This window comes from Streptomyces sp. NPDC046866, assembly GCF_040704625.1.
In the GTDB taxonomy this organism is placed as follows: Bacteria; Actinomycetota; Actinomycetes; order Streptomycetales; family Streptomycetaceae; genus Streptomyces.
In genome coordinates this window covers 74,524-85,633 of the sequence record NZ_JBEYXN010000005.1, presented here as the reverse complement: position 1 = coordinate 85,633, position 11,110 = coordinate 74,524, and the positions used below count along the sequence as shown (strand labels likewise).

The 11,110-nt window shown below is 74.9% G+C and carries 8 protein-coding genes; 5 read left to right on the top strand and 3 right to left on the bottom strand.

Annotated elements, in window-relative coordinates; translation table 11 throughout:
* Together AB0953_RS10505 and AB0953_RS10500 are read left to right on the top strand one after the other, a co-directional pair.
* A partial coding sequence (locus tag AB0953_RS10505; RefSeq protein WP_366859013.1) for an SUKH-4 family immunity protein occupies positions 1-1,211 on the top strand: 1,211 nt, incomplete at its 5' end.
* A gap of 135 nt (positions 1,212-1,346) precedes the next feature.
* A complete protein-coding gene (locus AB0953_RS10500) occupies positions 1,347-2,231 on the top strand; it encodes a cellulose-binding protein (protein WP_366859012.1) in 885 nt (294 codons plus the stop codon).
* Between the two features lie 201 nt (positions 2,232-2,432).
* Here AB0953_RS10500 and AB0953_RS10495 read toward each other — a convergent pair whose 3' ends face one another.
* Positions 2,433-3,284 carry an alpha/beta hydrolase gene (locus tag AB0953_RS10495; protein ID WP_366859011.1) on the bottom strand — a complete coding sequence of 284 codons (852 nt, stop codon included), beginning with the start codon at positions 3,282-3,284 and terminating at the stop codon, positions 2,433-2,435.
* A gap of 81 nt (positions 3,285-3,365) precedes the next feature.
* Here AB0953_RS10495 and AB0953_RS10490 point away from each other — a divergent pair, with 81 nt between their 5' ends.
* Positions 3,366-3,902 carry a CGNR zinc finger domain-containing protein gene (locus AB0953_RS10490; RefSeq protein ID WP_366859010.1) on the top strand — a complete coding sequence of 179 codons (537 nt, stop codon included), beginning with the start codon at positions 3,366-3,368 and terminating at the stop codon, positions 3,900-3,902.
* A gap of 106 nt (positions 3,903-4,008) precedes the next feature.
* On the opposite strand, the gene AB0953_RS10485 is transcribed toward AB0953_RS10490, so the two are convergent.
* Together AB0953_RS10485 and AB0953_RS10480 are read right to left on the bottom strand one after the other, a co-directional pair.
* Positions 4,009-4,872, bottom strand: coding sequence for a hypothetical protein (locus AB0953_RS10485; protein WP_366859009.1), 864 nt, complete (start codon positions 4,870-4,872; stop codon positions 4,009-4,011).
* A gap of 662 nt (positions 4,873-5,534) precedes the next feature.
* Complete coding sequence (locus tag AB0953_RS10480) at positions 5,535-7,433, bottom strand: MDR family MFS transporter (RefSeq protein ID WP_366859008.1); 1,899 nt, start codon at positions 7,431-7,433, stop codon at positions 5,535-5,537.
* Positions 7,434-7,682: 249 nt separating this feature from the next.
* Between AB0953_RS10480 and AB0953_RS10475 the strand changes: the two genes are divergently transcribed.
* Both AB0953_RS10475 and AB0953_RS10470 read left to right on the top strand, forming a co-directional pair.
* Positions 7,683-8,468, top strand: coding sequence for an ABC transporter ATP-binding protein (locus tag AB0953_RS10475; protein ID WP_362177999.1), 786 nt, complete (start codon positions 7,683-7,685; stop codon positions 8,466-8,468).
* A 56-nt stretch (positions 8,469-8,524) separates the two neighbouring features.
* Positions 8,525-11,050, top strand: a complete 2,526-nt coding sequence (locus tag AB0953_RS10470; protein WP_366859203.1) for an FtsX-like permease family protein — start codon at positions 8,525-8,527, stop codon at positions 11,048-11,050.
* The last annotated feature ends 60 nt before the right edge of the window (positions 11,051-11,110 follow it).

Sequence of the window (11,110 nt, the reverse complement as noted above, 5' to 3'; positions counted from 1 at the left end):
CCGGTCCTGCCGTCACGGGTCAGCCGCCTGCGCCTCCCGGTCCGCCCGGTGCGCCGGGTGCCCCGGGTGCGGGTCAGCCGCCCGCGCCCCCCGGTCCGCCCGGGGGCCCCGGCACGCCTCCGCACGGGCTGGACCACGCCGCGACGATGCTGGCCGGCCCCGCCGTGGTCGGTGCCGCCCCCGCGCCTCCGGGCCCGCCGCCCGGCGGTCCGCAGCCCGCGGCTCCCGCCGGCGTGCCCACGGTCGGGCCCGGCTACCAGGCCGTCCTGCGCTACCGCGGGCACGACGGCTCCGAGCAGCAGATCATCCGCCGCTCGGCGCCCGGCACCCCGCACCCGGAGTGGCAGATCCTGCACGAGCTGCGCGCCATGAACGTGCCGCCGCAGCAGGTGCTGGAGCTGCACACCGAGCTGGAGTCCTGCGAGCTGCCCGGCGGCTACTGCGCCCGGATGATCCGGGAGACGTGGCCGCAGGTCCGGATCACCAGCGTGGCCCCGTACGGCAAGGACCACGCGGGCCGTCAGGCGGGCATGCAGCACCTGCTCACCCACCAGGGGGAGCTGCACCAGGTGGCCGATGCGCCGCCGCGCCCGGCCCCGGTACGGGCGCCGCTGCCGCAGGTGCCGCTGCAGCCCGCGATCCCGCTGGACGCGATCGGTGCGGAACTGGCCGGGGCGTTCGGGCCGCAGGGCGTGTTCCGCTTCGACCAGCGGGCGGTCTCCCGGCAGGGCGTGCCGGAGATCGTGGCGCAGACGCTGGTGTGGTCCGGTCTGCCGACGGACTTCGGGCCGTTCTTCTGGGCGCAGGCCGTGCCGGGCCAGCCGGTGCCGACGCTGGCCGAGCTGGCCGCGCAGCGCCAGGTGCAGCCGGCGTCGGACGCGGGTTCGTACCTCGTCATCGGCAGCGACTTCGGCAAGGCGCTGTGCGTGCAGTACGGGACGGCGCACATCGTGGCCGTGCCGGTCGAGGGCGGCCCGGGCGGCGCGCCCGTACCGCCGCAGTTCGTGAATTCGAGCCTGCCGCAGTTCGTGCGGTCGCTGGCGATGCTGGGTCACATGTGGCGGCTGCGCCAGCATCTGACGCCGGAGCAGGCCGGCCGGTGGACCGTCGACTTCCAGGCGAATCTGGCGGGCCTGGACAGTGCCGCGCTGGCCTCGCCGGAGAGCTGGTGGTCGGTGCTGTTGGAGCAGATGTGGGACGGACTGCTCTGATCGGATGATCGGATCATGGCCGGGTCGGGGCCCTCGTGCGGGGTCCCGGCCCGGCCACTGCGGCTTCTGCCCGCGCATCACGCATCCTTGACAGGCAATCCCCGCGAGAGAGGCGCTCCCAGGATGGCTGCACGCATGTCACCCCACGGACACGGTTTCGCGATCGTGCGAGGTCGCGCCTACCGGGTGGAAGAGGTCGACCGGTACCTCGCCCGGCTCTCCGGCAGCCGCGACGAGGCGTGGGAGCGGGTCGCGCGGCTGACCGTCCTGGCCAAGCAGATGGAGGCCGAGGCCGCCCGGCTCCGCGAGGTGGTGGCCTCGCTGGCCCCCCAGCAGTACGAGGAGCTGAGCGAACGGGCCCGGCGGATCCTGCTGCTCGCGCAGGAGGAGGCGCAGGCGCTGCGCGCCGATGCCCGGGCCGATGCGGCCGACGCGGTTGCCGGGGCCGAGGCGCACGCCGACCGGGTCGCCGAGCTGGCCCGGCACGACGCGGAGGCCGTGCGCGAGCAGACCGAGGTCCGGGCCCGGCAGGGGCTGCTGCGGGCGGAGCGCGAGGCGGACGGGCTGCGGGCCGAGGCGCGCGAGGAAGCCGCCGAACGGCGGGCCCAGGGGGAGGCCGTGCTCGCCGAGATGCGGCGCCGGATGCAGGCGCTGCTGGCGGAGCAGGAGCAGGAGCGCGTGGAGCGCTGGGACGCCGCCGGGCGGGAGCTCGCGCAGCGCACCGCCGAGTTGGAGGCGCGCCTCGCCGAGCAGGAGCGGCTCGCCGAGAGCCGCCTGGCGCAGGCGCGCCGCGGGTACGCGGAGGCGGAGGAGGCGGCGCGGCACGGGCAGGAGGACGCGGAGGCCCGGGCCGCGGAGCTGCTGGCGCAGGCGCGGGTGCGGGAGGAGCGGGTGCGGCGGGAGACCGAGCGGGTGCTGCGGGAGCATGCGGCGGCGCAGGAGGAGATGCGGGCCCACATGGCGCACGTCCGCTCCAGCCTCGCCGCCCTGACGGGCCGCCCCGCTCCCGCGGAGGGGTAGCCCTTCGGCTGCGGCGGGGGTGCTTCGCCTGCGGCGCGCCGTTGCGGGGCTCCGCCCCCGGGCCCCCGCGCGTCAAGCGCCGGCGGGGCCGGGGGCGGCCGGGGGCTTCGGCGGGTTCGGCGGGTTCGGCGCCGGGGGCGGGAACGCCGGCAGAGCCCTTCCTTTGTCCCCTGGCGGCACCGGGGCGGCCCGGAAGGCGGGTCAGGGGAGCTTCGTCAGGAGGAACTTGGAGATCAGGGGGGCGATGGCCGGGAGGTGGGTCTCCAGGGCGAAGTGGCCTGCGCCCTCGAAGACGTGGACCTCGGCGTCGGGGGCGTCGCGCAGGTAGGCCTCTGCTCCGGCGGGGGTGAAGAAGGGGTCCCCGGCGCCCCAGACGACGAGGACGGGGACTGCGGACGCGCGGATCCAGGCCTGCCAGGCCGGGTAGTGGCCGAAGTTCGAGGCGTAGTCGAAGGCCAGGTCCGCCTGGGCGTCGGCGCGCCCCGGCAGCCCCAGGTAGTGCACGTCGAGCGTCGGGTTGGCCGGGTCGATGAGGGAGGTGTCCGCGACGCCCGTCTCGTACTGGAAGCGGGTGCCGGCTTCGGTGAAGAGCCCCCGGACGCGTTCCTCGGCGCCCGGGTCGGTGCGCCGCAGGCCGGCGAACTCGCGGGCGGCGTCGGAGAGGCCCTCCTCGTAGGCGTTGCCGTTCTGGACGATGAGGCCCGTCACGCGGTCGGGCCGGCGGGCGGCGAGCCGCAGCCCGATCGGGGCGCCGAAGTCGAAGACGTACAGGGCGTACCGGTCCAGTCCGAGGGCGTCGGTGAAGCCTTCCAGGACGTCCGCGAGCCGGTCGAAGGAGTACGTGAACCCGGCCGGGGCCCGGGTGCGGCCGAAGCCGGGGTGGTCGGGGGCGATCAGGCGGTACGGGGTGTCCCCGAGGGCGTCCATCAGGCGGGTGAACTGGTGGGAGGAGGTCGGGAAGCCGTGCAGGAGCAGCAGGACCGGTCCGTCGGCCGGGCCGCTCTCCCGGTAGGCGACCGAAACCCCGTCGACGTCGATGGTGAGATGCTTCATCACATGCCTCCAGCCCCGTTGTTTCCATTAGTCTTGCCGAGGTGCGCTAATGGGTCAAGGGGGCGGAGTATCATTAGGGGCATGACAGTGACGTTTCCGCTCACCGGCGAGCCGCTGGCCCTGGACCTGCTCAACACCCGGCCCGCCGGCCAGGACCTGATCGCGGATCCGGCCGGGCTCGCGGCCTGGCTGGAGCTGCAGTCCGGGCGGCTGGAGCCGGTGGAGGCGGGCGCGGCCGAGGTCGCGGCCGTGCGGGCGGTACGGGAGGCGGCCGGGGCCGCGCTCGCGGCCGTACGGGCCGGGGCGCGGCCCCCGGCGGATGCGCTGCGCGCGCTGAACCAGGCCGCGGCGGCCGCCCCCGCCCACCGCGAGCTCGACTCCGCGCTGACGGTGGCCGTCCGGCGGACGGGCGCCCCGGCCCGGCGGCTCGCCGCGGAGCTGGCCGAGGCCGCGATGGAACTCCTGGCGGACCCCCGGGTCGGGGAGGTCCGGGAGTGCGAGGCTGCGGACTGCGTCCTGCTGTTCCTGCCCGCGCACCCGCGCCGCCGCTGGTGCGTGGCCTCGGCCTGCGGCAACCGCGCCCGCGTGGCCCGCTATTACGCCCGCCACAAGTCCTGAAGCGGATCGCCCCCCGGCCGGGGGCGCGGGCCCTTCCCGGCGGAGCCCTTGCCGCCGCGGCGCGGGGCGAACGCCCCGGCCGAGCCGGGGGCGCCCGCTGCGGCGGTCAGGCGGAGCCGGCCGGCCGGGCGGGGGCCGCGGGCGCGGCCGCGGCCGGGGGCGGGCCGTACAGGAAGGGGTCGCTGCGGAGGCCGTGGGCGATGACGGCCACCGAGAAGGCGGCGGGGGCCCCGGCCGGCAGGGCCGCGGTCAGCACCCCCGGCCCCGGATCGCTGGCCGTCGGGAGGGCGACGGCGTCCACCTCGATCCGCGCGTCCCCGCCGAACCCCCCACCCCGCACGGTCAGGACCCCGTCGGCCACGCTCACGCCGGTGACCACCGGATTGGCCCGGGTGGCCATCTTGTTCACCAGGTACGCCCCGGCCGGGGCGCCCGTCAGCGCCCAGATCTCCTCCGGCAGCCGCGGCAGCCCGCCGCCCACGTCCGAGAGGAAGAACAGCACCACGTACAGCATGGTGACCGCGCTCAGCGCCACGTACTGGAGGTCGACGAGGTCCGTGCGCCCGCTGTCGTTCGCGATGAGCTCCCGCAGCGGCCGCTTCCCGGAGCCGGTCGGCGGGGCGGCCGGCTTGGCGAGGCTGCCGTTCTCGAGCCGGATCCCGACGACCGCCTTGGCGGCGATCAGGGCGACGTACGGGCCGCCGAGCAGCGGCAGGTAGACGGTGGTGAGGGAGGACAGCGGCCCGGGGTCGGCGGTGAAGTACCGGGTGCCGCCGCCCGCGGTGAGCCCGTAGAGCAGGATCGTGGTCAGGAGCCACACCAGGATCACGGTCCACGCCAGCGCGAGCGTGGTGGAGGTGGACAGGCGGCCGTCGCGGCCGGTGACCAGGCCCGGTCGGCGGCGCAGCCGTGCGGCGATCGGTCCGGCCATGGCGGCCAGCAGGGCCAGTGCTAAGAGTGCGGAAGCCATCTCGTCCCCCCGGAGCGGTTCCTGATCCCGATGCGGATCCCGGACCAAGAGATGTACTCCGGTGGCAGCGGCCATGACAAGCGCCGACCCCACGCGGTTCTCTCGCACCCACGACAACCGGCCCCCGGCCGATCCGGGTCGCCCCGCGACGGCCCGGCCCCCGCGGCCACCCGGCTCACAGCGGCGGGGCCCTGTGGCGAAGGCGGGGGCCCGGGTCACGGCAGCCAGGCCCGCGGCCTGAGGCCCCGCGTCGGAGCTGTGGCGGTCGGCCTGCGGCCGCCCCACCTTGGCGGCCGGCCAGGTGGCCGGCCCTGCGCGGCGTGCGGATGCGCTGCGGCTGGGTCACGGTGGCCGGGCCTGCGCCAGCAGGCCGTGCGGCTGGGCCTTCGGTGGTTGGCCGGGCGGTGCCGGAGTCCGGTGGGCCTGCGGCCGGGGCCCGCGGCGGCCCGGCCCCTGCGGCGGAGCTGTGGCGGTCGGTCAGGTGGCCGGCCCTCCGCGGCCTGCGGTGCGCGGCGGCCGGGCCGCGGTGACCAGGTCTGCGGCCTCAGGCCGCGTGGCTGGGCCAACGGCGGTCAGGGCGGCGGCAGCAGGTCGTGCGGGCGGCGGGCGGCCCGCGTGGGACGCGGCGGCGGGTCGGCCTGGGGGCCGGTGGGTGGGGTGTGTTACGGCTTGGGGGGTTCCGGAGTGCCGTCCGGGAGGACCGGGAAGCGCCGGGGTGCCACCACCAGCAGCACCAGCAGTGCCACCACCGCCGCGGCCGCCGCGCACAGGAAGATGTGGTCGACGGCGGCGGCCACGGCCTCCCGCAGCCGCTCGGCGGCGGCCGGCGGCAGCAGACCGGGCCGGTCGAGGGCCTCGGAGACCTCGTCGAGGCCGGCCGGCAGCCCCGGCACGGGCGAGCGGTCCAGCCGGGCGGCGACGGTGGCGTTGGCGACGGCCCCGAGCAGGGCGGCGCCCAGGCTCTGCCCGACCTGCCGGCAGAACAGCACCGAGGCGGTGGTCGTACCCCGCTCCGCCCAGCCCACGGTGGACTGCACCCCGACGATCAGCGGCAGCTGGAACAACCCGAGGGCCGCGCCGAGCAGCAGCATCACCAGCGTCGGCTGCCAGGCCCGGCCGGGGTACGGCAGGAGGGTGAAGGAGAACAGGACCACGGCGGCGAGGCCGATGCCGAGGACGGCGCAGTCGCGGAAGCCGATGCGCCGGTAGACGTGCTGGCTCAGCGCGGCGGAGAGCGGCCAGCTGAGGGTCATCGCGGACATGACGAGGCCCGCGCTGACCGGGCCGAGGCCGAGCACGGACTGCGCGTACGTCGGGACGAACACCATCGGGGCCACCATGAGCAGCCCGAGCGCGCCGAGGGCGAGGTTGACGGCGGCGATGGTGCGCCGGCGCCACACCCAGCCGGGCAGGACGGGTTCCGCCGCCCGGCGCTCGATGCGGACGACGGCGGCGGCGAGGGCGGCCCCTGCGGCGAACAGCCCGAGGGACGGCGCGGACAGCCAGGGCCAGGCGACGCCGCCCTGGACGAGGGCGAAGAGCAGGACGCCGCCGCAGGCGAAGACGGCGAGGGCGCCCGCCCAGTCGACGGGCCCGCGTCGGCCGGGGGAGCGCACGGGCTCGACGAGGTGGCGGCCGACGAGCCAGAGGGCGAGGGCGGCGGGCGGCAGGTTGACGAGGAAGATCCAGCGCCAGTCGGCGTACGCGGCCAGCAGTCCGCCGAGGGCGGGGCCGGCGACGGCGGAGGCGGCCCAGACGGAGGACATCCGGGCCTGGATCCTGGGGCGGTCCGCCAGCGGGTAGAGGTCGGCGGCCAGGGTCTGGACGGTGCTCTGGAGTGCGCCGCCGCCGAGGCCCTGGACGATCCGGAAGGCGATCAGTGCGGCCATGTTCCAGGCGAGGGTGCACAGGAGCGAGCCGGCGAGGAAGAAGGCGATGCCGAAGAGGAGGACGGGCTTGCGGCCGAGGGTGTCGGAGAGCTTGCCGTAGACGGGGAGGGTGACGGTGACGGCGAGGAGGTAGCCGGCGAAGAGCCAGGAGAAGACGGAGAAGCCGCCGAGGTCGCCGACGATCTGGGGCACGGCGGTGGAGACGATGGATCCGTCGAGGGCGACGAGCGCCATGCTCAGCATGAGCGCGGCGACCACTGCGGTACGGGGCCGCCCGCCCCCGGTGGCGTCCTGCGCACCGGTGGCGCCCTCCGCGGACCGGGCCCCGCCGCGCCCCGCCCCGCCGTCGCGGCCCGCGGCGCCGTCCGCCCGGCCCGCGGCGCCGTCCGCCCGGCCCGCGGCGCCGTCCGACGGGCCCGGCCCCTTCGCCGCGTCCTGCACCCGGCCGCCCCCGCCCGCCGCGCCGTCCGCCCGGCCTGCCGCGCCGTCCGCCCGGATTGCCGCACCGTCCGGTCGGTCCGGCCCGCCCGCCGCGTCCCGCGTCCCGCCGCCCGCGCCCGCGACGTCCCCGGCCGGCGCGGGATGGGCGGAAATGCGGCTTCCGGGTAGGGCGGCGACGCCGTCCGCGGCGGTGTCCCCGGAGTGCCCGCCGGTGCTCTCCTGCGTACCCACGAAGATCCTTTCACCGTGCACGTATCCGCGCGGAACACCTTCTCACCGCGGCCCGGGCCGGCGGTACCCCCGTCTCATGTCCCCCAAAGGGTGGAGATCCCCTAGGGGTTGCTCCTCACCAGGGCCCAGGGTCCTTTCGTCCCGGCGGAGGAGGAGAGCGGCCCGGCGGTGTCCTTGACTGGTTCCTACCGAGCGGGGGAGGGGGTTGGCCCCCGGTGGACACCACGCAGCACGAACGAGGGGAAGCACGTGACAACGGCTATGACCGAAACCAGGCACGGGGGTACCGGAGGCGCAGCCGTCGCGGCCCGGGCACGCCAGGTCGTCAAGGCCTACGGCTCCGGTGAGACGCGCGTGGTGGCCCTCGACCACGTGGACGTGGACATCATGCGCGGCCAGTTCACCGCGATCATGGGCCCCTCAGGCTCCGGCAAGTCGACGCTGATGCACTGCCTGGCCGGCCTGGACACGGTGACCGGCGGCACGATCCACCTGGACGACACCGAGATCACCGGGCTGAAGGACAAGAAGCTCACCCAGCTGCGCCGCGACCGGATCGGCTTCATCTTCCAGGCGTTCAACCTGCTGCCGACGCTGAACGCCCTGGAGAACATCACGCTGCCGATGGACATAGCCGGGCGCAAGGCCGACCCCGAGTGGCTGAACCGGGTCGTGGAGACCGTCGGCCTCGCCGGCCGCCTCAAGCACCGGCCCACCCAGCTCTCCGGCGGGCAGCAGCAGCGCGTGGCCGTGGCCCGCGCCCTCGCGGCCCGCCCGCAGATCATCTTCGGCGACGAGCCGACCGGAAACCTGGACTCCCGTGCGGGCGCCGAGGTCCTCGGCTTCCTGCGCCGCTCGGTGGACGAGCTCGGCCAGACCATCGTGATGGTCACGCACGACCCGGTGGCGGCCTCGTACGCGGACCGCGTGATCTTCCTGGCCGACGGCCGGATCGTCGACGAGATGCGCGCGCCCAGCGCCGACCAGGTGCTGGACCGGATGAAGGACTTCGACGCGCGCGGGCGGACCTCGTGAGCGCGAACACCGTACTGAAGACCTCGCGGCGCAACTTCGTCGCGCACAAGGGGCGGATGGTGCTCTCCGCCATCGCCGTCATGCTGTCGGTGGCCTTCGTCTGCGGCACCCTCGTGTTCACGGACACGATGAACACGACGTTCGACAAGCTGTTCGCCGTCACCGGCTCCAACGTCACGATCAGCCCCAAGCAGGCCGAGGACGACGCGGTGAACCCCGACCGCGGCCGGCCCGAGGTGCTCCAGGCCTCGGTCGTCGAGCAGGTCAAGAAGGCCCAGGGCGTCAAGTCCGCCGAGGGCGGCGTCGTCTCCCTGGCCGTCACGGTCGTCAACGCCAAGAACGAGAACATGGGCTCGAGCACGGGCGCTCCGACGATCGCGGGCAACTGGAACGACAACGAGCTCAAGTCGATGAAGATCACCTCGGGTGCGGCCCCGCACGGCCCGGCCGAGATCATGGTCGACGCCGACACCGCCGCCAAGCACCACCTGAAGCCGGGCGACGAGCTGCGCACGATCGCCGCCACCGGCGACCTCCGCGCGAAGATCAGTGGAATCGCCGCGTTCACCGTCACCAACCCCGGCGCGACCGTCGTCTACTTCGACACGGCCACCGCGCAGGAGAAGCTGCTCGGCGGCCCGGGCCTGTTCACGCACGTCAACGTCACGGCGCAGGACGGCGTCAGCGACGACCAGCTGAAGAAGAACATCGCCACCGCGGTCGGCGCCGACACCTACAAGCTGCAGACCGCGAAGGAGTCCGCGGACGCCAACCGCAAGGACGTCGGCTCCTTCCTGAAGGTCATGAAGTGGGTGATGCTCGGCTTCGCCGGGATCGCCTTCCTCGTCGGCATCTTCCTCATCTTCAACACCTTCTCCATGCTGGTCGCCCAGCGCACCCGGGAGATCGGCCTGATGCGCGCCATCGGCGCCGACCGCGGCCAGATCCTGAACTCCGTGATCGTCGAGGCGCTGCTGCTGGGCGTCGTCGGCTCGGTCCTCGGCATCGGCGGCGGCATCGGCCTGGCCGTGGGGCTGATGGAGCTCATGGGCAAGATGGGCATGCACCTGTCCACGGATGACCTGACCGTCATCTGGACCACGCCCGTCGTCGGCCTCGTCCTCGGCGTCGCCGTCACGCTCGTCTCCGCGTACGTACCGGCGCGCCGCGCCGGCAAGGTCTCCCCGATGGCCGCCCTGCGCGAGGCCGGCACCCCCGGCGACAAGAAGGCCGGCCGGGTCCGGGCCGTCATCGGCCTGGTCCTCACCGCCATCGGCGGCGCCGCCCTCTTCCTGGCCGCCGGGGCCGACCAGGCCGGACCGGGCGCGGGCCTGCTGGCCCTGGGCGTGCTGTTCACCCTCATCGGCTTCGTCGTGATCGGCCCGCTGCTCGCCGCCGTCGTGGTCCGGGTGCTCTCCGGTGTGGTGCTGCGGCCCTTCGGGTCCGTCGGCCGCCTCGCCGAGCGCAACGCGCTGCGCAACCCGCGCCGCACCGGCGCCACCGCCGCCGCGCTGATGATCGGCCTCGCGCTGGTCGCCTGCCTGTCGGTCGTCGGCTCCTCGATGGTGGCCTCCGCCACCGAAGAGCTCGACAAGTCGGTCGGCGCGGACTACATCGTCCAGTCCCAGGACGGCCAGCCGATCGTGCCGCAGGCCGAGCAGGCGATGCGCGCCTCCAAGGGGCTGGACCACGTCACCGCCTACCGCATCCTGGGCGCGAAGGTCACCGCCCCCGACGGCTCGGTCAAGGAGGGGCGGATCAGCGCCACCGACCCGGGCTACGTCCAGGACGTGCGGCGCAAGACCACCGCCGGCGACTACGCGGCGGCCTACGGCAGCGGGGCCATGTCGGTCGGCTCCGACTACGCCAAGGAGCACCACGTCAAGGTCGGCGACGAGCTGACGGTCGCCTTCACCGGGGGCAAGCCGGCGAAGCTGAAGGTCGCCGCCATCACCTCCGACGACGGCGGCATCGACAAGGGCGCCATGTACGCGGCGGTCAAGACGGTCGAGCAGTACGTGCCCGCCGACCGGATGCCGCAGCCGATCATGCTGCTGGGCAAGGCCGCGAACGGGCAGGCCGAGGCCGCGTACACCGCGCTGAAGTCGGCGCTGGCCGAGTACCCGCAGTACCAGGTGCGCAACCAGACCGACTACAAGAAGGCCCTCAAGGACCAGGTCGGCCAGCTGCTGAACATGGTCTACGGCCTCCTCGGCCTCGCGATCATCGTGGCGGTCCTGGGCGTCGTGAACACCCTGGCCCTGTCGGTGGTCGAGCGGACCCGCGAGATCGGCCTGATGCGCGCCATCGGCCTCTCCCGCCGCCAGCTGCGCCGCATGATCCGCCTGGAGTCGGTGGTCATCGCCCTCTTCGGCGCCCTCCTCGGCCTCGGCCTGGGCATGGGCTGGGGGGCCACCGCCCACCGGCTGCTCGCCCTGCAGGGGATGAAGGTGCTGGAGATCCCGTGGTCCACGATCGTCTCGGTCTTCATCGGATCGGCCTTCGTGGGTCTGTTCGCCGCACTGGTCCCGGCCTTCCGGGCGGGGCGGATGAACGTACTGAACGCGATCGCGAGCGAGTAGGGGCCACGGGTTCCGGCGGTCGCGACGGGGGAGCGCAGGCCCCGGCAGCCCTCACGGGCG

Coding starts and splice junctions, on each gene's coding strand:
- AB0953_RS10500 (WP_366859012.1), top strand. CDS start 1,347: ATGTCACCCCACGGACACGGTTTCGCGATCGTGCGAGGTCGCGCCTAC.
- AB0953_RS10495 (WP_366859011.1), bottom strand. CDS start 3,284: ATGAAGCATCTCACCATCGACGTCGACGGGGTTTCGGTCGCCTACCGG.
- AB0953_RS10490 (WP_366859010.1), top strand. CDS start 3,366: ATGACAGTGACGTTTCCGCTCACCGGCGAGCCGCTGGCCCTGGACCTG.
- AB0953_RS10485 (WP_366859009.1), bottom strand. CDS start 4,872: ATGGCTTCCGCACTCTTAGCACTGGCCCTGCTGGCCGCCATGGCCGGA.
- AB0953_RS10470 (WP_366859203.1), top strand. CDS start 8,525: ATGGTGCTCTCCGCCATCGCCGTCATGCTGTCGGTGGCCTTCGTCTGC.